Annotated in this window: 24 protein-coding genes and 1 pseudogene; 11 read left to right on the forward strand and 14 right to left on the reverse strand. The window is 62.3% G+C overall.

From position 1 onward, the window contains the following. Positions 1-77 precede the first annotated feature (77 nt). From I1E95_RS15840 to I1E95_RS15860, 5 genes and pseudogenes are all read right to left on the reverse strand, one after another. Positions 78-1,334, reverse strand: coding sequence for an IS256 family transposase (locus tag I1E95_RS15840; RefSeq protein ID WP_197161565.1), 1,257 nt, complete (start codon positions 1,332-1,334; stop codon positions 78-80). 151 nt (positions 1,335-1,485) lie between these two features. Further along, positions 1,486-2,178: pseudogene (locus I1E95_RS15845) on the reverse strand (IS256 family transposase); the annotation flags it as partial. A gap of 90 nt (positions 2,179-2,268) precedes the next feature. Continuing rightward, entirely contained in the window at positions 2,269-2,481 is a 213-nt protein-coding gene (locus I1E95_RS15850; protein WP_197163889.1) for a hypothetical protein, read from the reverse strand. A gap of 74 nt (positions 2,482-2,555) precedes the next feature. After that, positions 2,556-3,206, reverse strand: a complete 651-nt coding sequence (locus I1E95_RS15855) for an ISAs1 family transposase (RefSeq protein WP_197163523.1) — start codon at positions 3,204-3,206, stop codon at positions 2,556-2,558. A 40-nt stretch (positions 3,207-3,246) separates the two neighbouring features. Then, positions 3,247-3,444 carry a hypothetical protein gene (locus I1E95_RS15860; RefSeq protein WP_197163890.1) on the reverse strand — a complete coding sequence of 66 codons (198 nt, stop codon included), beginning with the start codon at positions 3,442-3,444 and terminating at the stop codon, positions 3,247-3,249. Between the two features lie 69 nt (positions 3,445-3,513). Here I1E95_RS15860 and I1E95_RS17035 point away from each other — a divergent pair, with 69 nt between their 5' ends. Together I1E95_RS17035 and I1E95_RS15865 are read left to right on the forward strand one after the other, a co-directional pair. Then, positions 3,514-4,023: a transposase gene (locus I1E95_RS17035; protein ID WP_231594670.1), complete on the forward strand. Its 510-nt coding sequence runs from the start codon at positions 3,514-3,516 to the stop codon at positions 4,021-4,023. Next, positions 4,020-5,078 carry an IS3 family transposase gene (locus I1E95_RS15865; RefSeq protein WP_231594669.1) on the forward strand — a complete coding sequence of 353 codons (1,059 nt, stop codon included), beginning with the start codon at positions 4,020-4,022 and terminating at the stop codon, positions 5,076-5,078. Before I1E95_RS17035 ends, I1E95_RS15865 begins: the two co-directional genes overlap by 4 nt. A gap of 520 nt (positions 5,079-5,598) precedes the next feature. Here I1E95_RS15865 and I1E95_RS15870 read toward each other — a convergent pair. After that, positions 5,599-7,188 carry a hypothetical protein gene (locus I1E95_RS15870; protein ID WP_197163892.1) on the reverse strand — a complete coding sequence of 530 codons (1,590 nt, stop codon included), beginning with the start codon at positions 7,186-7,188 and terminating at the stop codon, positions 5,599-5,601. Between the two features lie 478 nt (positions 7,189-7,666). On the opposite strand from I1E95_RS15870, the gene I1E95_RS15875 reads away from it, so the two are divergent. After that, positions 7,667-7,930: a hypothetical protein gene (locus I1E95_RS15875; protein ID WP_231594702.1), complete on the forward strand. Its 264-nt coding sequence runs from the start codon at positions 7,667-7,669 to the stop codon at positions 7,928-7,930. Here I1E95_RS15875 and I1E95_RS15880 read toward each other — a convergent pair. Then, positions 7,904-8,116 (reverse strand): hypothetical protein, encoded by a 213-nt coding sequence (locus tag I1E95_RS15880; RefSeq protein WP_197163895.1) that lies wholly within the window; start codon positions 8,114-8,116, stop codon positions 7,904-7,906. The two genes, I1E95_RS15875 and I1E95_RS15880, sit on opposite strands and share 27 nt — an antisense overlap. Before the next feature lie 181 nt (positions 8,117-8,297). Here I1E95_RS15880 and I1E95_RS15885 point away from each other — a divergent pair, with 181 nt between their 5' ends. The 7 genes from I1E95_RS15885 (at position 8,298) to I1E95_RS15915 (ending at position 12,781) form a co-directional block, all read left to right on the forward strand. Then, positions 8,298-9,203: a major capsid protein gene (locus tag I1E95_RS15885; RefSeq protein WP_370594559.1), complete on the forward strand. Its 906-nt coding sequence runs from the start codon at positions 8,298-8,300 to the stop codon at positions 9,201-9,203. Between the two features lie 58 nt (positions 9,204-9,261). Further along, a complete protein-coding gene (locus I1E95_RS15890; protein ID WP_197163899.1) occupies positions 9,262-9,696 on the forward strand; it encodes a hypothetical protein in 435 nt (144 codons plus the stop codon). Positions 9,697-9,706: 10 nt separating this feature from the next. Beyond that, positions 9,707-10,480: a hypothetical protein gene (locus I1E95_RS15895; protein ID WP_197163901.1), complete on the forward strand. Its 774-nt coding sequence runs from the start codon at positions 9,707-9,709 to the stop codon at positions 10,478-10,480. A gap of 80 nt (positions 10,481-10,560) precedes the next feature. Next, on the forward strand, positions 10,561-10,803 hold the full coding sequence (locus I1E95_RS15900) for a hypothetical protein (protein ID WP_197163902.1): 243 nt from the start codon (positions 10,561-10,563) through the stop codon (positions 10,801-10,803). Between the two features lie 40 nt (positions 10,804-10,843). Then, complete coding sequence (locus tag I1E95_RS15905; protein ID WP_197163904.1) at positions 10,844-11,521, forward strand: hypothetical protein; 678 nt, start codon at positions 10,844-10,846, stop codon at positions 11,519-11,521. 12 nt (positions 11,522-11,533) lie between these two features. Beyond that, positions 11,534-12,583 carry a hypothetical protein gene (locus I1E95_RS15910; RefSeq protein ID WP_197163906.1) on the forward strand — a complete coding sequence of 350 codons (1,050 nt, stop codon included), beginning with the start codon at positions 11,534-11,536 and terminating at the stop codon, positions 12,581-12,583. Positions 12,584-12,586: 3 nt separating this feature from the next. Further along, positions 12,587-12,781 (forward strand): hypothetical protein, encoded by a 195-nt coding sequence (locus tag I1E95_RS15915; RefSeq protein ID WP_197163908.1) that lies wholly within the window; start codon positions 12,587-12,589, stop codon positions 12,779-12,781. Between the two features lie 11 nt (positions 12,782-12,792). Here the strand turns inward: I1E95_RS15915 and I1E95_RS15920 are convergent, their stop codons facing one another. The 3 genes from I1E95_RS15920 to I1E95_RS15930 form a co-directional block, all read right to left on the reverse strand. After that, positions 12,793-13,713 (reverse strand): sigma-70 family RNA polymerase sigma factor, encoded by a 921-nt coding sequence (locus I1E95_RS15920; RefSeq protein WP_231594704.1) that lies wholly within the window; start codon positions 13,711-13,713, stop codon positions 12,793-12,795. Positions 13,714-13,791: 78 nt separating this feature from the next. After that, positions 13,792-14,025: a hypothetical protein gene (locus I1E95_RS15925; RefSeq protein WP_231594705.1), complete on the reverse strand. Its 234-nt coding sequence runs from the start codon at positions 14,023-14,025 to the stop codon at positions 13,792-13,794. 156 nt (positions 14,026-14,181) lie between these two features. Further along, entirely contained in the window at positions 14,182-14,763 is a 582-nt protein-coding gene (locus tag I1E95_RS15930) for a hypothetical protein (RefSeq protein ID WP_197163912.1), read from the reverse strand. 71 nt (positions 14,764-14,834) lie between these two features. Between I1E95_RS15930 and I1E95_RS15935 the strand changes: the two genes are divergently transcribed. Then, positions 14,835-15,056 carry a hypothetical protein gene (locus I1E95_RS15935; RefSeq protein WP_197163914.1) on the forward strand — a complete coding sequence of 74 codons (222 nt, stop codon included), beginning with the start codon at positions 14,835-14,837 and terminating at the stop codon, positions 15,054-15,056. Here I1E95_RS15935 and I1E95_RS15940 read toward each other — a convergent pair. The 4 genes from I1E95_RS15940 to I1E95_RS15955 form a co-directional block, all read right to left on the reverse strand. After that, a complete protein-coding gene (locus I1E95_RS15940; RefSeq protein WP_197163916.1) occupies positions 15,046-15,762 on the reverse strand; it encodes an RNA ligase family protein in 717 nt (238 codons plus the stop codon). The genes I1E95_RS15935 and I1E95_RS15940 overlap by 11 nt on opposite strands. Beyond that, a complete protein-coding gene (locus I1E95_RS15945; protein ID WP_197163918.1) occupies positions 15,762-16,301 on the reverse strand; it encodes a hypothetical protein in 540 nt (179 codons plus the stop codon). Before I1E95_RS15945 ends, I1E95_RS15940 begins: the two co-directional genes overlap by 1 nt. Then, positions 16,298-17,602, reverse strand: a complete 1,305-nt coding sequence (locus I1E95_RS15950) for a DUF3696 domain-containing protein (RefSeq protein WP_197163920.1) — start codon at positions 17,600-17,602, stop codon at positions 16,298-16,300. The genes I1E95_RS15945 and I1E95_RS15950 overlap by 4 nt, the downstream gene beginning before the upstream one ends. Before the next feature lie 190 nt (positions 17,603-17,792). Further along, complete coding sequence (locus tag I1E95_RS15955; protein ID WP_197163922.1) at positions 17,793-18,635, reverse strand: hypothetical protein; 843 nt, start codon at positions 18,633-18,635, stop codon at positions 17,793-17,795. Positions 18,636-18,668 lie beyond the last annotated feature (33 nt).

The following is an 18,668-nucleotide window of genomic DNA, read 5'->3' on the forward strand; positions in this document are numbered from 1 at the left end:
TTATGAACCCTGATCGCTGAATTGGCAACTCAGCGATCGATGTGTTCTGTGTAGATCGAGGTAGAAGCTGGTGCGCTTCAGCTGATGGTTGCAGCCGGCTGGGCGTTCGGATCTGCATCGGTGAGCTCCAAGGGCTCTTCTGGCTCTGGGATCTTGGCCATGGTGGCCTCAGAGAAGAAGCGGCGACGCTCCAGCTGCCATTCCTCCTGCTGCTCCAGCAGCTGGCTGCCCACCAGGCGCACGATCGCTGGATCATTGGGGAAGATGCCGACCACGTTGGTGCGGCGTTTGATCTCCTTGTTGAGGCGCTCGAGCGGGTTGGTGCTCCAGACCTTGCGCCAGTGCTCCTGGGGGAAGTGCAGGAAGGCCAGCACGTCGTCCCGGGCGGCTTCCATCACGGGCACGGCGCCGGGGAACTGCTTGCGCAGCATCTCGGTGACCCGCTGCCAGTGGGCGCGCACCTGATCTGGAGCCTGGATCACGAACACCGCTTTCATGGCAGCGGCCACCATGTCCTGGCCGGCCTTGGGCACATGGCTCAGCAGGTTGCGCAGGAAGTGCACCCGGCACCTCTGCCAGCTACTGCCCTGGAACATCCGCTTGATCGCTGCCGTCAGGCCCAGGTGGGCATCCGAGATCACCAGGCGGGTGCCGTCGAGGCCACGCTCCTTGAGTGAGCCCAGGAACTGACGCCAGAAGCCCTCCGCCTCGCTGTCGCCCACGGCAATGCCGAGAACTTCGCGGTAGCCGAGGGCATTGATGCCGATCGCCACCACCACCGCCCGCGACACCACCTGCATATTTCGGCCCAGGCGGCCGTGGAGGTAGGTGGCGTCGAGGTAGACGTAGGGAAAGCGGGCATGGTCAAGCGGCCGGCCCAGAAAGGCTTTCACCTGCTCATCGAGCCCCTGGCAGATGCGGCTCACCTCCGATTTGGAGATGCCGCTGGCCCCGCCCAGCGCCTCCACCAGGGCGTCGACCTTGCGGGTGGAGATCCCGCCGGTGTAGGCCTCCATCACCACGGCGTAGAGCGCCTTGTCCACCCGGCGGCGTGGCTCCAGCCAGCTGGGAAAGAAGCTGCCCTGCCGCAACCTGGGAATGGCCAGGCTGAGGTCGCCCACCTGGGTGGTGAGCAGCCGCTCCCGGTAGCCGTTGCGATGGGTGGAGCGCTGATCGGGGCAGCGCTCATGGAGTTGAGCGCCCGTGAGGGCAGAAACCTCGGCTTCCAGCAGGTCCTGGAAACCCCGGCGCACGATCTCTGGGATCAGGGCGCCAGCGGTGGTGCCCTCCATGAGCTGGCTCAGCTCGGAGGCGCCACTATGGGTGAGGGTCATGGTCTGTGTTCGGTTTGGTGGTAGTTCTCCGAACAGGGTCACAGACCGGCCCACCCATTGCCACAGCTGAAATCTGAGGGAGGTGAGCCGTCAGCCCCGGCTACGCCGGGGCTGATCCTCCTGAGTTACACCACTTGCTGGGACGCCGCTCCAGGCGGGTGCCGTCGAGGCCACGCTCCTTGAGTGAGCCCAGGAACTGACGCCAGAAGCCCTCCGCCTCGCTGTCGCCCACGGCAATGCCGAGAACTTCGCGGTAGCCGAGGGCATTGATGCCGATCGCCACCACCACCGCCCGCGACACCACCTGCATATTTCGGCCCAGGCGGCCGTGGAGGTAGGTGGCGTCGAGGTAGACGTAGGGAAAGCGGGCATGGTCAAGCGGCCGGCCCAGAAAGGCTTTCACCTGCTCATCGAGCCCCTGGCAGATGCGGCTCACCTCCGATTTGGAGATGCCGCTGGCCCCGCCCAGCGCCTCCACCAGGGCGTCGACCTTGCGGGTGGAGATCCCGCCGGTGTAGGCCTCCATCACCACGGCGTAGAGCGCCTTGTCCACCCGGCGGCGTGGCTCCAGCCAGCTGGGAAAGAAGCTGCCCTGCCGCAACCTGGGAATGGCCAGGCTGAGGTCGCCCACCTGGGTGGTGAGCAGCCGCTCCCGGTAGCCGTTGCGATGGGTGGAGCGCTGATCGGGGCAGCGCTCATGGAGTTGAGCGCCCGTGAGGGCAGAAACCTCGGCTTCCAGCAGGTCCTGGAAACCCCGGCGCACGATCTCTGGGATCAGGGCGCCAGCGGTGGTGCCCTCCATGAGCTGGCTCAGCTCGGAGGCGCCACTATGGGTGAGGGTCATGGTCTGTGTTCGGTTTGGTGGTAGTTCTCCGAACAGGGTCACAGACCGGCCCACCCATTGCCACAGCTGAAATCTGAGGGAGGTGAGCCGTCAGCCCCGGCTACGCCGGGGCTGATCCTCCTGAGTTACACCACTTGCTGGGACGCCGCTCCGGAAGGTCTTGCCGTCGCGGGTCCCGACGGCGGCCATCTCCACAATCCAACTGGTGCCGCTCCAGGCCTCACGGATGTGCTCCGGTGCCGCTTTGGCGCGGAGCGTCCAGGTGATGTCGCGGCCGTGGCTGATCTCATGATCCGTTGCCACCAAAGGGATGTGGCGTTTCCCCTGAAACTGGCATCGGATCTGGCGATGCAGTGTCTTCTGGTTGGCTTTCACCGTCAGGAGGAAGTCGGCCCCCTGCTCGGTGAGCTGTTGAAAAAAGGTTTCTGGGTGTGGAGCGCATCCGCCTGGATCAGTACCCCCTCCAGGTCGAGCTCGCCCAGCAGCTGTTTCAGCACTGCCCGCTCGTGGTTCGCGCCAGTGGCGTAGCAGGCCTGAGAGATCGCCACACCCAAGGCAGCTGAGTACAGCGTCACCTGGGCAATGAACGCCGAACCACCGGCGGGTGTGGTCTCGATCGAGCCCCTCAGGGTCTTGCCGTCACACACCAGCTGATCGAGATCCGCTGCACCACCTGGGATCTGGGCGATCGTCCAATCACGGATGGCCGCGCACAGGGCCGCCACATCCACCTGCAGGAAGAAGTAGCGGAACGCTGAATCCGATGGGGGCCGCCGCAGCTCCAGGCCCAGCGCCTCGGTGAGTACGCCGTGGTGCCGACGGGCAAAGCGTTCCAGATCCCGCAGGCTTTCGCAGCCGCTCAGGATGCCCAGCACCGCCACCAGCAGCAGGTACCAGGCCGGAATGCGCACCCCACGCCGCATGCGCGCATCCGGTATCGCCTTGAGGAAGCTGATCAGATCAAGATCAGTTGCGGCAGAGGCGGTTTCGGGCACAAGGAAGGGGCGATACCACCCAACAAACCCCATGCCGGCGGCTCAGGCCAGAGCACCTGTGACACACTTTGAATCAGCCCTGGGGCCTGACCGGTGCCGGCTTCTGTGGGCCGACCATGCCGACCTCCTCTGAGCCGCGGGGATCGAGGCCACCGGCTGGAGCTGGCGGCTGGGGTGGCTGCTCACTGAAGGTGACTGCCCAGGGCGCCTGCTCATCGAGGATCGCGCTGCCCTGGTCGCTGCTGCTGATGGCGGCATACAGCTGCTGCACGCCGCCCCCTGCGTCAGGAAAGTTGTCCGCTCGGTCTGACCCATCCACCAGGGGGCCAAACCGACGACCATGAAACCGACCTATGACACCGCTGTGCGGGACCAAGTCCGCCAGCGCATGAGCCCGCCAAACCGGGAGAGCGTGGCCGAGATCGCCCGCTCCACCGGGATCACGACCCAGACCCTCTACAACTGGCGCAGCCAGTGGCAGAAGCAGGGTCAGCTCGTGCCAGCCACCACCAAGCCGCCGGAGCAGTGGAGCGCTCTCGACAAGCTGGCCGCTGTGATCCAGGCGGCCGGCCTGAGTGGCCCTGATCTCGGGGCCTTCTGCCGTGAGCGGGGCCTCTACCCCAAACAGCTTGCCCGCTGGCGGCAGGCCGCCGAGGATGCCAATGGCCCCAGCGCTCCGAGCATGGCTGATCAGCGAGAACTTCAGCGTAAGAATCAGGAGCTGATTCGCCAGAATCGCCGCTTACAACGCGAATTGGAGAAGAAGGAGAAGGCTCTCTCGGAGGCGGCAACACTGCTGATGCTCTCAAAAAAGCTCGATCAGCTGTGGCCACGGGACGAGGAACAATGATCCCGCCAGAGGATAGAAGCCAGCTGATGGAATTGTTCCGAGAAGGTCTCAAAGAAGGGGCTTCTGCCACGGCGATTGCAGATCTGATCGGTATCTGCTCACGCACGCTACGGCGCTGGGGCATTGCGTTCCAGACACATGGATTCAGCCAGGATCGCCGCAAAGGATCTCCACGGAATGTGGCGCACCGATTCACACCAGAAGAGCGGCAGCGCTTAATTCACATCGTCAATGATCCGCGATTCGCGGACCTCACTCCCGCCCAGATCGTGGCCATCCTTGCCGAGGAGCGAATCTATGTGGGTTCAGAGTCCACGATTTACCGCATCATGCGGCAAGAGGGTCTGCTGAACCACCGTGGCAGAACCCGCCTGCCGCGTGAGCCCAGGGAGGTTCCGGTGTTGGAAGCAACGGGCATCCATCAAGTACTGGCCTGGGATATCACCCTCCTCCCCGGCCCCGTGAAGGGGCAGTTCTATTACCTCTACATGGTGATGGATGTATGGAGCCGGCGCATCCTCGGCGCAGAGGTGCATGAGCATGAATGTAGCGAGTTGGCCAGCGCATTCTTTGATCGTGTCTGCCGCGATGAAGGGATCAGCAAGGAGACTGCTGCGGTCCTGCACTCGGACAATGGCGCCCCCATGCGCTCATTCACTCTGGCGGCCAAGATGGCGGAGCTGGGGGTGTCGCTTTCGTTCTCGAGGCCACGCGTCAGCAATGACAACGCCTATGCCGAGTCGTGGTTCCGCACGATGAAATACCACCAGAGTTATCCGCTCAGGCGATTCCGGGATCTGCTTTCGGTGAAAGCCTGGGTGGATGGCTTTGTCGAGTGGTACAACGCTGAGCACCGGCACAGCGGCATCAAGTACGTGACGCCCAATCAGCGCCATTACGGCCAGGCTGACGCGATCTGCGCCATCCGCCAACAGACCTATGAGGAAGCTCGGCAGAGGCATCCTCAGCGCTGGAGCCGGCCACCCCGCAACTGGTTACAGCCACAGGTTGTGAGCATCAACCATCCCCGACCGCAGAAACCTGTGGCTGCTTGACCCTCAACAATCCAGGCCCCCGTGGCTGTCCGATGGCGCCCCTCCAAGGGCGCGATCGGCAACAGCCGCGATCAGGGGCCGGACGCCCCAACCCCGACCGAAGACAGCCATCGATGACAACAACACCCCGGCCGTGCGGCCCCTGAACCTCAACTCGCAGTACAGTCCATCTCGGTGCTCAGCTCAGCACCCCGAGCGGACAACTTCCCTGATAGGTCCCGCCGCGTTGTTGCTGCGGCTGGTCGCGGTAGAAGCGGAAGCGATCGGCAAACCGCTCGGCGCTCATCGTGGTGGTCATCGGTCGTGGTGCTGACCACTGCCCTTGCCAGCCTCGTTACAGCACCGGCTGACCGGCGCTGATCACCTGTTCCACGATCTCTACTGCGCGGGACCCGCCCTCAGATGTGGTTACAACGCTCAAGATCAGCGGCGGTACGCATCTTCGAAATATAGCAATTACCCTCGCTTGCCGCCCGATGCATCTTGTTGTTGGGGGTCAAAGCCGCGTATAATTGGATGGCTAATCTAAAATTTCTTCTGGAAGAATAATACGCCTAATGCTTCGCTTGTCGTCCAGTGGAACTATTGGGCCGTCTGCAGACGTTTCAGCATCTTCCTCCAAAACAAGATCAAGCTGTGGCTGGCTTTTTGTTCCTATAAGATCGACATAAGCCCCATAGTCAATACAGTATATATTGTATCTTACCCCTGGGTTGTCCTTGTCGGCATATCCACGTTGCACAAGGTGTAAAACGCGCGCGTCAAATAATCGCTGCAACAATGGATGTTTTTGAACTGTTCGCGATGCCAGAAATGCTCTTGCTTGCCGCGTACCAATCACATCATGGATAATGCGAGTCAGCACTTCCTCCATTTTATCGTCAAGATAGGCTGACTTATCTTTTTCATACCATTCACGAGCTTCGTTCCTGATTGCAGACTTATCTATCTTTGGCCTACCGCGTTTTGCAGAATTAAAGAAAGCAAGTCTGAAGATATTAATCAAGTCACGAACTACTCCCTCGGCAGCTCTCGCGATTTCCTTAAAAGATTCTTCACTTGAAAAGCATGCCGCGATGAAATCAGTAGAGGTGTTAATGGAGTATTGATCACTCAAGTAATCGCCCGGTAAATAAATCTGTAAATGTCTAAACAATATGCTAGCGTAGAAGGACAGGACTTGGTTCTGATTTCTATCGAGGACATAGTAATCATCAAGGTCCAGTCCCGCAGAAATGTCCGCGCCGACTTCAAGTCCGATATCATTGTCGTTTAGGCGAGTGCGAAACGAGGATCTATGTTCTAGTGACGCTATCTTTAGAGTACATCTTGTGACAGGAAGCAGCCCTCTCCTTAGAAATTCTGCCAAGAAGGGTTGTAAGTCAATAGGAATGGAGGCCCATTCATCAATTAAAACGACTAGCTCGGACTTGGTTTCATCTAGAAGGCTGGAGAGTTGCACATGCAGGTCTGGAAAGTGAATCTTTTCTTGGTGAGTAACTTGATAGGTCTCTTTTGTGGAAGTGATTCCACTTGATACTTGAGAGCCTTTGAGACCTATGTTTGGCGAGCCCGAAATACTCAGACTTGCTCCAGCCTCATTCTTCGATTCATTCTGATTTGTTATTTCAATCGAATCCCTCCTCTGTGAAGTTGAGAGTGCAACCGCGACCTGCTCAAGTTGACTTATATATTCAAGATATTGGTATGCACCTTCCTCTTCTGTAAAAGTTGAGATTATCCAGGTGTAAAGCTCGCTAAGAATAGGGTCTAGCATGTCTTTAAAGAGCATCAAGCATCTTCTTGGTAGAGCTATGCTTTCATCAGAGAACTGAGCTGTACTGCCAAGAGTTCGGCAGTCAATATAGACTATGCATGATTTAGATTTCTTCCGAAGCAACTCTTCAAGAAACTTTAGCGCATGTGTCTTCCCCGTGCCCCTGCGCCCAAACAAGATTTGACTATTTCTATTATCAAGCTGTCCAATAATTCCAGTGTCGACAAAGCTTGCTTGAATCTTTTCAACTTCTGTCTGCTTCTCGGATCGCTCGGATATCTTGGATATGGCCTGTTTGATTAGAGGGTCTTCTAAAAGGGATTGTCCAGTCATGGGGTTCAGCTTGTTCAGTCACTATAGGGAGAGGCCGAGGATGTCCCGCGATACGCCCAACTCTTTATTGGATGGTCCCGAGAACCAGGTGGATCGTCGTGCCTCTTTCCGTTAACCAAGGTAGGCTCCGCTTCCTTTATCTAACCAACTCCAGCTCTCACCTGACTTTTGAGTCGCTGTGAGCCAAGGCTAGCTGTGGTTCATGAGTCTGCAAGCCACCTGTCCAGCCCGATACACAAGGCGAGAGTTGGAGTAGTCAACGCCATTGCTTCCAGCTATCAACAGACTCTGCACCCACAGCAGCTGCGGTCGTTGCTCTTGGCCAAGCCTGAGCACGCCCCTCTTGGCGTATCTCACCGCTTTCGGTCACCCCCAGCGCAGTGGCCACTGAGCTGATCACGCCGCCAGGTGCTGGCATCCGGGGACCCGCATGGCTACCAAGGAGTTGTGCTGAGCCGGAGGCCCCATCCACTACGCGGTGTTTTTCTGCACTGACGAGGGCTTTGGCATCGAGATGGTCCAGTCCCTCGACGAGGCATATGCGGTGGACATCGTTCAGGCCCTCCAGCCTGGTGCCGTCGCCCGGGCGGTGCCGGCGGCCTCGCTGGAAGGCAAGAACAAGCACCGGCTCCTGTCGGATTGGATGGACGCCCTGGAGGAGTCCATGGCCAGGGAGGGAGGGCCAGCGATCCCGAACCCGCTGACCCTGGGGGGCTTAGAGCACGAGCACCCGGGCAGCTGATCCCCAGATCAGCTGCTGATTGTGCGCCAGCAGCAGGGCCTGCTCCCGCGGCAGCCAGTGGGGATCTGCGCAGATGTGCCCCTCGCCATCGAGGAACAGGCGCCGCGCCTCCGTGCTGCCCTTGGCAGACAGACGGAAGGAGACCAGGCGGATCGGGCAGGCCGGGGCAACGGGTGTGGTGGCCATGGCGGTGATGCAGAGAGGACGCGACCACCGCGCCCCGCCATGACGGGGCATCCTGCGGAGCGCCTGCTGCCCTCGCCGCCAGCCGACACGCCATGCCCTGAACTGACCACCAGCCGCCGGTCTTTGCGCGACATGGCAACAGATCCTGTTGTCACTGGGGCCAGGCCCCGGGAGCGTGCCCTTGGGCCTGACCTTGATCGAGGCGCAGAAATACGCCCGCCGCGCTGAACAGCTGGCGGTGCTCAAGACCTTTGCGGAGGGTGAACTGTTGCGCCGCCTGCCCTTCCGCAACCTCGTGGGCGGCTCGCTGAGCTTCCCTGCTGAAACCAAGCTGCCGCGCGTCGGTTTCCGGGCAGTGAACGAGGGCTACCGCCAGAGCTACGGGGTGATCAACTCCGATTCGGAGTTCGTGCACCTGTTCGGCGGCGACCTGGATGTGGACCGCTCGATCGTGGACCTGCAGGGCCCCGAGGCCCGCGCTGCCCAGACCGAGATGAAGGTGCGCTCGATGCGCCTCACCCTGGAAGCCGCGATCATCAATGGCGATGACACCTTTGATCCGCGGGCCTTCAACGGGCTGAGCAAGCGCCTGGTGCCTGGCGACGACCAGACGATCGACAACGGCGGCAGCACGCTCAACCTGCTGGCGCTGGAGGCGCTGACCGACAGCGTGATCGGCTACGGCGGCGACAAGGTGCTGATCGCCAGCAAGGCCGCCCGCCGCCAGATCAGCACCGCCTCCCGTCAGGCCGGCGGCGACCTCTACGAGGTGATCGACGGCCGGCACTATTTCGAGGGCGTCGAGATCCTGCTGGTGGAGGAGGACGCCGAGGGCAACGCGGTGCTCGGTTACGACGAACCGGGCGACACCACCTCCATCTACTGCTGCGTGCTCGGCGATGCGGCGGTCTGCGGCCTGCAGGGTCCGTTCGAGGGCCGCTACGGCATCTCGGTGCGGGACTTCGGGGAAGTGCACGACGCGCCGGTATTTCGCACGCGGGTGGATTGGTACGTGGGCTTTGCGGTGTGCAACCGCAAGGCAGCAGCCCGCCTGTTCAACGTCGCCCCCATGCCGCTGGTGGTCTGAGACAGCGCCTGAACCCACGAACGATTCATCCCAACACCCCCCATCCAGGAGAACCCTGATGACCTCTCAAGCCACCCGGCTGCTCGACGCCCAGACGGTGCTCGTCGGCTGGATCAACCACTCCGCCACCGACTGCTACGAGCACAGCCGCAGCAGCGGTGATGTGGTGAACCTCGGCACCGATCTCGATGCCACCAGCTCCTTTGTGCTGGTGGCATCCCACCCCGGCCACAGCGAGGCGGTGACCGTGACGCTGGAGCTCGCTCCACTGCTGGCCGATGGCACCACCGGCAACTGGATCACGGCTGCTGCCGTCGCCATCCCCGCTGCTGGCGGCAAGGTGGAGGCGATCATCAGCGGCGCTGCCCTGCTGATCAACCCGGCCGACAGCGAGCTGATCACGCCGCCCTGCCTGCGACTGGCGCGGGCGACGGTGAGCCCTGGCACTCCGATGGGGATGACCGTGGCGCTCACCGCCAACCAAGGGCTGTGAGGTGAGCGCCATGGGCAACCCACTCGACACCCTCAACGTGGCGGCCGGAGCTGAGGCCCTGCCGCTGGAGCTGCTGCAGCCTCTCGACAGCAGCAACCCCGCATCCACGCCTGTTTGCCTATCGGGCCCGGAGCAGCGGCCACTGGTCACCCCCGATCCCGGTGTGATGGGCGGAGACGGCGACAGTTCCGGGCTGCCGCCCAGCCAGCTGCTGATCGGCAAGGACGGTGCGACCCGCTCGATCTGGCCAGTGCACCTGGCCGGCTGGCAGGCCCTGGGCTGGCAGCTGCTCAGCCCCGCCAGCGGCGGCGATGACCCGGCACCGGTGGATGCCGAGGACAACGCGCCGGAGCCTGTGGTGGACCCCGGCCAGGCGCCGCCTGAGCAGGAGGCGCCGGTGACGGAGCCAGAGCTGGTGGATGCGCTGGGCCTCGAGCCCGAGCAACCGGAAGCGACGGAACCCGCCCCGGCAGCAGGTGAGCCCGCCCCCACCGGTGAGCCGCTGGAGTCAGCGGCAACCACCACCAGCGACGGAGAAGCCCTGCTGGCCACTGAGGCCACCGATTTCCAGTCGATGACCAAGGCCCAGATCGTCGAGTTCTGCTCCACCGTTTACGGCGTGGAGCTCGATGGCAGCCAGACCAAGGCCGAACTGGTGGAGCAGGCCACGGCACTGGAGGCCCAGGCCAGCGGCAGCAGCACGGCCACCAGCGACGGCACGGGTGTCGCCAGCAGCGATCCTGCCGATCTGGCGGCCCTGGAGCTGGGGGATGCCCTGCTCTGATCCCAGCAGCCAGCGCTGCCCCGGCCAGCGCATTCCTGGCTGGGGGCTGGCAACAGCTCAGCAGCACTGCCCTGGCGCCAATGGCCACTCCCGATCCGGCTGTGCTGGCCGAGCTGACGGCCCAGTGCCGCAGCAGCAGCCGGCCGCAGGGGGTGATCTTCCTGGGCCAGGCCCAGCTGCAGGACGGCGGCACCCCTGAACCACCCCCGTCCGGGGGCGTCAGTTCGGTGCAAGCTCTGGCGCCGCTGGTGAGTGTTGCCTCAATCGACGGGGTGGTGGTGCTTGCGCTGGACCTGCGCCTGCTCAGCCCCTTGCCGCACTGATTTCTCCCCTCCACCTCTCTCCCCTTCTGCACTGATCGCCATGGCCACCACCACCGAGAGCCGCACCTCCGGCCGTTCCCTGCCCCAGCCCACCGACCTGCTGCTGGTGCAGCGCGGCAGCACGCCCTACCGGGCCACTGCCGAGGAGGTCAAGGCGTTCATGCTCACGCCGGCCACGGCGGCGGCGATCGGGGCTATCAAGCCCGGCACCAACCTCTCGGTCGATGCCGATGGCATGCTCCATGCCGCCATTCCCGGCGCACTGCACTACCGGGGTGCAATCGACCCCACCACCGCGGAGGCCCCGGCCGATGCCGCTGTTGGAGACGTGTATTTGGCCAGTGCCGGCGGTCCTGCCCTGGCGAGCTGGAGCGGCATCGCCGGAGCGGAGATCGCCCAAGGGGATCTCCTGCTGTTTGACGGCAGCAACTGGAGTGCCAACGCCGCCCTGGGCCCCGATGGCGCCGGCGTGATCCGCATCCAGGTGGCCGCACCGCTGGCCGTCGATGAGAGCGATCCCGCCCAGCCGCTGCTGAGCGTTGAACCCGCAACCACCGCCGCTGCCGGAGTGGTGCAGCTGGCCGACCCGTTGGCGCTGGGGGACGGCACCCCCGGGCGGGTGGTGGATGCGGCCCAGCTGCAGGCGGCGCTGGCCACCGCCCAGCCGGCCGGCGACTACATGCCGCTGGACCTGAGCACCCTGCCGGCCCTGCCCTGACCACCGCAGCTGATGACCCTCCAACCAGGCGACCTGCTGGCGATCACCCGCCCTGCTGGGCCCCAGGTCGGCACCTACCAACTGCCGGCAGCGGCATTGGCGGAGCTACTGAACCCGCCGCCAGTGCTGGGAATCAGCGGTGTGGTTTGGTCAACCGTGCGCTCGGCGGCAGACAACAGCTGGCAGGCGATCTGCTGGTCACCGGAGCTGCAGCTCTACGCCTGCGTAGCGGGTAGCGGCAGCGGTAACCGGGTGATGACCTCAAGCGATGGCATCCGCTGGAGCCCCCAACCATCAGCGGCGGAGCACAACTGGGTGGCGCTCTGCTGGGCCGCCGAGCTGGGGCTGTTTGTCGCCGTCAGCGACAGCGGTATTGGGAATCGGGTGATGACCTCACCGAATGGCCGCAGCTGGACCCTGCGCCAGACGCCTGCCGACAACAGCTGGACCTCGATCTGCTGGGCACCTGCGCTGGGCTTGTTGGTGGCCGTGGCCAGCAGCGGCACCGGCAACCGCGTGATGACCAGCCGCGATGGCATCACCTGGACAGCCGGCCCGGCTGTCGCGGATCAGGAGTGGCGCTCCATCTGCTGGGCGCCTCAACTGGGGCAGCTGGTGGCGGTGAGCAGCACGGGCGGGAGCCAGCGGGTGATGACCTCCAGCGATGGCCGCAGCTGGACGCTGCGGACGGCCGCCGCAGCCAACAGCTGGACGGCGCTCTGCTGGGCGGCTGAGCTGGGCCTGCTGGTGGCGGTGAGCAGCAGCGGCCGGGGCAATCGGGTGCTGACCTCCCCGAATGGAATCAGCTGGACCAGCCGCAGTTCGGCAGCCGACAACGCCTGGACCTCCCTCTGCTGGGCGCCGGAGCGGGAGCTACTGGTGGCCGTGGCCAGCAGCGGCACCGGCAGCCGGATCATGACCAGCGCCTATGGCCTCAACTGGACGGTGCGCAGCTCCCCGGCTGATCTGGGCTGGCGCTCGCTGTGCTGGTCGCCCCAGCGGCGTCAGTTCGCGGCTGTGAGTAACAGCGGCGCTGGCAACCGGGTGATGGTGAGCCCGTGACCCATGCCTGACACCACGACACCCCTGCCAGCGATTGGCTCGCGTTGCTGGCGCGACCTGATCAGCTCGGAGACCGGGGCCACGGTGCTCAGCCTTGCGGCTGGGACTCCCGAGGACGATCCGATGATGGAGCTGGCCTACGACGAGGGCGGCAGCGGCTGGTGGCCGCTCTCCACGCTGGTTGTCGAGCAGGCCTGAGCTGAGGGGCCTCAGCCCTCTCCCACCAGCTGCTGGCGCAGGGCAGCGAGGGCCTTTTTCTGAGCCCGCTGCACTGACATGGCGCTGATCTGGAGCCGCTCGGCTGCAGCGCGGAGCGACAGGCCCTCCAGGATCGTGAGCCGCAGGGCCGTGGCCTGGGCTGCCGGCAGCTGCTCCACCAGCTGCTCCAGCGCCAGGCCATTCATGGCCTCGCTGATGGCTGGCTCAACTTCTGGTGCTGCCAGCTGATCGAGCAGGCACGGCTCGCCATCAGCGCTGGCATCGAGGCTGATGTGGCCGAGCGGGCAGGTGCCCTTCTCGTGCTCGCGGCGGGAGATGCGCACCAGCCGCACCCGATCGCGCAGGTGGTGCTGCAGGGCCCCGGTGATGCAGCGGCGCAGATAGGGAGCTGGCGGCTCCCCTGCTCTGCAGCGGGGGGCGGAGCGAACCAGGGCCTCACGGGCCACCTGGATCAGATCCTCCCGCTCCACCAGCGGGAACAGGCGCCGGGCGGTGGCTGAGGCAATGGCATCAGCCACCGGCAGGTGCTCCAGCACCAGGGCATCGCGGGCCTTGAGGGCAGAACGGCTGAGGGCTTGGCCTGCCGGCTTCTGGCGGCGGGAGGAGGAAGCGGGGGAAGCCACCTGAGGGACGGCGGAGAACCCCACCCCCACCGGCCGGCCGGAGCGCCATGGCAAGGACGCCCCGAGGCAGAGCCTCCAGGGGCGCCTGGCCCGATCCTTGATGCGGCGTGAGGACTGGCCGAGGGATGCGGTGGGTGTGCGCCGGCCCAGTGGCCAACCCCTCCCCCACTGCCGGTGCTGCAGGGTGCCCAGCCCAGGGACCGCCCCGGAACCGTCAAGCCGTTGCGGTGATCCGCGTCGCTGATGAACCTGCGGCGTCACCCGCTCGCTCGTGAGGGAGGCATCCATGGATCCAGGAAGCCCAAGCCCACGGGCGGTGTGGCAACACCCGAAAGCCGGAGGCGGAGGGCCTCCGGCCCCGAGAGCTCAGAGCACCCGCACCTCGGCCTGGGGACCGAGCACCCGCTGCTGATTGGCAGCCAGGATCAGGGCCTGCTCGCGGGGCACGTAATGCGGCTGGGCGCTGATGTGCCCCTCGCGATCGAGGAAGAGCACACGCAGCAGCTGGCCGGCGGCATCAAGGATATGCACCGAGATGATGCGGATCGGGCAGGAGCGGCTGAGGGGAGTGGCGGCCATGGCTGGGCTGGCGAACGACACCGCCGTTGAGCCCCGGCGCCGCCAGCGCCGCGCAAGGGTCGCGGAGCGACTCGCGTCAGCCCTTGCGCGGTGCGCAAGCCGGGGCAGGCCGGGTGGCGTGATCGCCAGACCCCAGGGGCGTCGATCAGTTCCGCTAAGCCCTTTCCGGGACTGGCATCAACCAGCCGGTTCCTTGCGGATAACCCCAGAGAATCCCATCACCACTGGCGGCTGATAGGGCCTGAGCTGCTGGGCCGTGGCCTCCAGGAAGGCCACCAAGATCGTGATCAGCAGGATGTAGTCCCGCAGGGCGGGCTCCAGGGGGCCGTGGGCCGAGGGTGGCTGGGCGGCCAGCACCGTTTCCAGAGGAGCCCAGAGGGGGTTGGTGCGGGCCTCTGCATAGATCTCGGCCAGACGGGCGCTGTGGGCAGGATCAGCCAGCGATGCCGATTCAGTGGAATGCGCGAAGGCGTTGCGCAGCTTGCGCAGAGCAGAGAAAGCCCGCTCCACCGGGGCGTCGATCAGGCCCAGACGGCGAGCGAGAGCGACCTTGGCACCGAGGGAGCCCAAAGGCCGATCCGGCAGGAAGAGGCCATCACCGCGGTTGGGTGCCGGGGCCATCACCGCCTGTAGCAGGTGCTCAAGGGCGGCATCGACCCGGGCCACGCCCACCAGCACCGCGCCTCGGCCGCGCTCCTCGAGCATCTGCAGGGCGATGCGGCGAGCACCGTCGGTTGCCGAAACGTCAATCGTGGCCATGGCAGGTGATGCGCACGCCGAAGTTTTGTGCAGACCATGCCAGCCTTGCAGGGGCGCTGAGCTGGAGAGCCATGGCCTACCCCAACATTGAAGCCATCCTTGATGACGGCGGAGACATCACGGTGGGCCGGGTAGCTGGCGAGTGTGTGGCAGCCGCCAGCACCAGCTACGACTGTCCGGTGATGCTGGTGCGGCGAGAAGGCGAGAGCTTCGTGGCGCTACTGAGACGGCTGGATCGCTCGATCGGCAAAGCCTGGGACAGCGAAACGATTATTGATGAAGTCAATGGTTGAGAGCCAGGCTGTAATCGATTCCGTTCCATTCGATCGGCCGAGATCTCCAATGTTTTTCGATGGCCTGGTTGAAATCAGGCCGGACGAGCTTGGCCCGACCCTTGCACCATTGCAGATTGTCCTGGCGGAGGATCACTCCCTCCGGGGGGCCTGGGTGAAAGCGGCTGTGAAAATGATTAATCTCGCTGCGCAGTCCGTTGACGGTGTGGCGACTGTTGTCCTGGAGGAGGGGAACGGTGACCAAACCCAGCTTCTTTGCAGCGACATCTCGCCTCTGGCGGCTCCAGAAGCATTGTCGCGCTGAATCGGCAACATCGAACAGCAAGAAAGGATCAGGCAAGTGGGTGTAAGCCACCGAATGGCGGGCGGCACACCACTCGCCGAAAAGGATCAGGTCGCGGTGCTCAGTTTCTCGAAGGAACGCTTCAAGATCGGGTCCATGCAGGGCGAGCCAGGTCTTCAGACCTGAGAACTGACCGTTGTAAGGGGCCTGAAGATAGTCGCCGCGCTGCTGGATGCGCAGATTGCCTTCTGCGCTGAGTGAGAAGCCGATGTTGGCGCCATCAATCTTTTCTTCGATCACTACGGGTTGAGCGAGGAAAGCTTTGGCTTCATGGGTGGTGAAGATCTTGTCATCGCGAACGGGGCCGCTACCCAGCCAGGCGAGGTGTGGGGTGTGTGGGAAGCGGTAGAAGGAGGCAACCATCAAGTATCAGTCCGCGACTTATACCACTCCTCGGGCAGGAGACGCAGAAAACAGAGCCCTATGGCAATTAATTCCTCCTCGGCTACATACCAATCCGTTTCGGCGCCGTAAACGATTGGCGGTACGACATCGCAATGTTTCCTAGCGGAGAGCGCACTTGCAACCCATTTGCGATCTGCCCTGTCTTTGACAAGCCCTTCATGCTCAGGTTCGAGAACTGCTATGTGCTCGCCGTTCGCGTCAAGAGATTTGATTGGCAGATGGATCACCTGATTGCGATCAAGCTTGTATTGTAGAACCTGCATGCCATATTCCTGCCCGTGCGCATTAAAGGGAAGGTTGCGGTCGTACTCGTCATAAATCAGCCCCTCTTCATCAAGGGCAATCCAATTGTCTGACTGGTCAAACGAAGCCAGCCACTCATAGACAAGCTCTCTGAGCTCAATCTCCTCAGGCATCGCATCTGGAAACCTCCTTGACAGCTCGTTCACTGCGCTAGCAGCGATCATCACATTGGTATCAACAAGAAAAAGGTTCATGATTGGCTCTTTGCTCTTTGCCCTTTCAATCGATGGATCGTGAGACGGGTTTGCTCGCGTGTCTCAGCAAGTGCATCACCAAAGAAGCGCTCTGGCCAGTTGGTAACACGGCCGTAGGCATCCAGCTCGAGTCGTCGCAACTGGGCTTGCCCCTGTTCTTTCTCAACAAAATAGAGTTCACAGTCCTCCGTACTGAGCTCCTCTCTGGCCACTAAAGTCTGCATCCGGCGGAAGAGATGCTCTGAGTGTGTTTCGATCACGAACTGAATCTGACGCTCACGGCTTACCTCAGCAAAAAACTCTGCGAGCACTGACTGAGCCAAAGGATGGAGATGAATCTCAGGCTCTTCGAGAATCACAGTGGATCCAGGTGGCGCGAAAAAGGCCACGGTGAGAACTGGCAGTACTTGGGAAATACCGATCCCCACATCACGAAGGTTTGCCGCAACGGACTGGGAGTCAATGACAACTTCGTAGCGGGTTGAACGGCCCACCTGACGAACCTGAAGTTGATCGGCCAGATCCATGCGCTTGAGCCAATGCGAAACCTTTTCGATGATTCGATTCCGATCGGGCCCCTGCAGAAGGGCACTGGCGAGTAAGACATCGATCGCTTGCTTGCCATCAGGCTCGATGATGCCTGGCTGGCCCTTGTTCCAGGGATAATCACGCTGAGGCTTCTTGCGCAGGGGGCCCAAATAAACCAATCCTTCCAGTTCGCGACGGATCGCCAGGCTGATGTCTTGGACTACTGAGCCATCCTCACCCAACAACGTGACGGCCTTACTGGCAAAGGCAATCGATCGTTCAGGGGCGTAGTCGCGGCTCTTGCCACGTGTTGTTGCCTCCGAGTCCACGTAGATAGCAAAAGCCCCCTTGTCACGGCGCTGCACGCGGAAGACTCGACCATCTGATTTTTCGCTGAGCCGCAGCAGTTGATTAACAACGGCCCCATTAGCCGTTTGCCCATAAACGGCATCGAATGCTCCGGCGGTAATCCTCTCATCAGTGCTGCTGCGTGAAAATGTGAAATGGATCTCGAACTGGCGATCTGTGGATCCTTGGGTCAGGATGCTGGAAAAATCACCAAAATTGAAAACATCATTGCGATCATCGCCACCCAGATTGAGATGAATGGTGCGGTCGGGCGACTCCACGGTCTGCTTCAGCAGCAGCAAGCTCTGAATCAGGGACGACTTCCCAGACGAGTTAGTCCCCAACAGCAATGTGATGGGCTTGAGGGCGATCGACCCCGTATCAGCCCATGCCTTGAACTGTTTGAGGTGGAGTGAGGTCAGCATGGTCTGATTTTAATCCGCGTCAGGCCACAACACCCAAACAACCGATCCCAGGCCTCAAGCCGCAGGGTGCGGTAGTCACCGAACTGGCGGAATTCGGTTATCCGGCGCAGGCGCAAGCTGCCGATTGGGAAGATTCCAATTACTCGAGCGTTTCCGGTGTAAGCAGGAAGGGAGACGAGGGGCATGACGATCAGCGCTTCAAACCAGGCGATCCACCCTGAAGCGCCACATCCATCATGTCCCTGGGAGCTTGACGCGCTTCATAGCCATGCCGTCGAAGCCAGCTCAGGCGCCGGAGTTCCCTGCGCTGACGCGTAAGCATCTGCTTGCGTTTCTTTGCATCATTGGCCGGTTGCCTGGACGATTGGCGTCGCCATGCTGTTGTTGAAGGTTGGCCGTCGCTTGGTCTGATCACCAAAACTTCGTGACGAGCAGCCTCTGCGGCAGCTGAGCGGGGCTGCCCTGTGTCCTGATTGGGATGCGAACTCCGGCGAGAACGGCTTTGCATCTGCTGAGATAAAAGCGGTTTGGGTCGAGAAGGGGGCACAGTGGTTCCTTGTCTTGGCTTAAGCACTTTTCCTGTCGCGATGATGAGATCGAGGATCTCAGCAACAGGAATTTGCGAATCAGTGATGTTCAGCTTGGTCCCAATTGGGCTAAGCTTTTTTAGCAACTGCTGATAGGCGGTTTCAGCCGAACATTCTCGCCATCCATCGACCTTCTTCGCTCCTATTCTCCCCCAGGCAAGGTAACGACGGGCATCTTTTCTCCACTCAACAACAACCCGGGAAGACCTAGCAGAGCCATCAAGGCCACCAGGTAAAGATGGCCGGGGAGCTCTTCCGACCTCCACTCTGACGGGGGTATTTTGCCTTGATCGTTCAGGCTTGGCCTTCTTTTTCTTCTTTTTCGTTGCTGTCTGCTTCTGAGCATCTATGTTTGTGAGCTGGCTGGCTTTGCTGGTTGAAGATTGAGCCGTGGGGGTTTGCTTTGTCTTTTTCCGTTTGCGTTGGCTGCGGATGAGATCTCGCAATGGCCCAACTTCTCCCAGCTTCGGCTGAGGGGG

Source organism: Synechococcus sp. CBW1107 (genome assembly GCF_015841355.1).
In the GTDB taxonomy this organism is placed as follows: domain Bacteria; phylum Cyanobacteriota; class Cyanobacteriia; order PCC-6307; family Cyanobiaceae; genus Regnicoccus_A.

Bases quoted from the DNA above. Each gene is read 5' to 3' on its own strand.
- I1E95_RS15950 (WP_197163920.1), bottom strand. From the start codon at position 17,602: ATGCTGACCTCACTCCACCTCAAACAGTTCAAGGCATGGGCTGATACG.
- I1E95_RS15870 (WP_197163892.1), bottom strand. From the start codon at position 7,188: ATGACTGGACAATCCCTTTTAGAAGACCCTCTAATCAAACAGGCCATA.
- I1E95_RS15865 (WP_231594669.1), top strand. From the start codon at position 4,020: ATGATCCCGCCAGAGGATAGAAGCCAGCTGATGGAATTGTTCCGAGAA.
- I1E95_RS15855 (WP_197163523.1), bottom strand. From the start codon at position 3,206: ATGGGGTTTGTTGGGTGGTATCGCCCCTTCCTTGTGCCCGAAACCGCC.
- I1E95_RS15940 (WP_197163916.1), bottom strand. From the start codon at position 15,762: ATGGTTGCCTCCTTCTACCGCTTCCCACACACCCCACACCTCGCCTGG.
- I1E95_RS15930 (WP_197163912.1), bottom strand. From the start codon at position 14,763: ATGGCCACGATTGACGTTTCGGCAACCGACGGTGCTCGCCGCATCGCC.
- I1E95_RS15910 (WP_197163906.1), top strand. From the start codon at position 11,534: ATGACCCTCCAACCAGGCGACCTGCTGGCGATCACCCGCCCTGCTGGG.
- I1E95_RS15895 (WP_197163901.1), top strand. From the start codon at position 9,707: ATGGGCAACCCACTCGACACCCTCAACGTGGCGGCCGGAGCTGAGGCC.
- I1E95_RS15915 (WP_197163908.1), top strand. From the start codon at position 12,587: ATGCCTGACACCACGACACCCCTGCCAGCGATTGGCTCGCGTTGCTGG.
- I1E95_RS15935 (WP_197163914.1), top strand. From the start codon at position 14,835: ATGGCCTACCCCAACATTGAAGCCATCCTTGATGACGGCGGAGACATC.
- I1E95_RS15945 (WP_197163918.1), bottom strand. From the start codon at position 16,301: ATGAACCTTTTTCTTGTTGATACCAATGTGATGATCGCTGCTAGCGCA.
- I1E95_RS15900 (WP_197163902.1), top strand. From the start codon at position 10,561: ATGGCCACTCCCGATCCGGCTGTGCTGGCCGAGCTGACGGCCCAGTGC.
- I1E95_RS15890 (WP_197163899.1), top strand. From the start codon at position 9,262: ATGACCTCTCAAGCCACCCGGCTGCTCGACGCCCAGACGGTGCTCGTC.
- I1E95_RS15880 (WP_197163895.1), bottom strand. From the start codon at position 8,116: ATGGCCACCACACCCGTTGCCCCGGCCTGCCCGATCCGCCTGGTCTCC.
- I1E95_RS15840 (WP_197161565.1), bottom strand. From the start codon at position 1,334: ATGACCCTCACCCATAGTGGCGCCTCCGAGCTGAGCCAGCTCATGGAG.
- I1E95_RS17035 (WP_231594670.1), top strand. From the start codon at position 3,514: ATGAAACCGACCTATGACACCGCTGTGCGGGACCAAGTCCGCCAGCGC.
- I1E95_RS15920 (WP_231594704.1), bottom strand. From the start codon at position 13,713: ATGGATGCCTCCCTCACGAGCGAGCGGGTGACGCCGCAGGTTCATCAG.
- I1E95_RS15905 (WP_197163904.1), top strand. From the start codon at position 10,844: ATGGCCACCACCACCGAGAGCCGCACCTCCGGCCGTTCCCTGCCCCAG.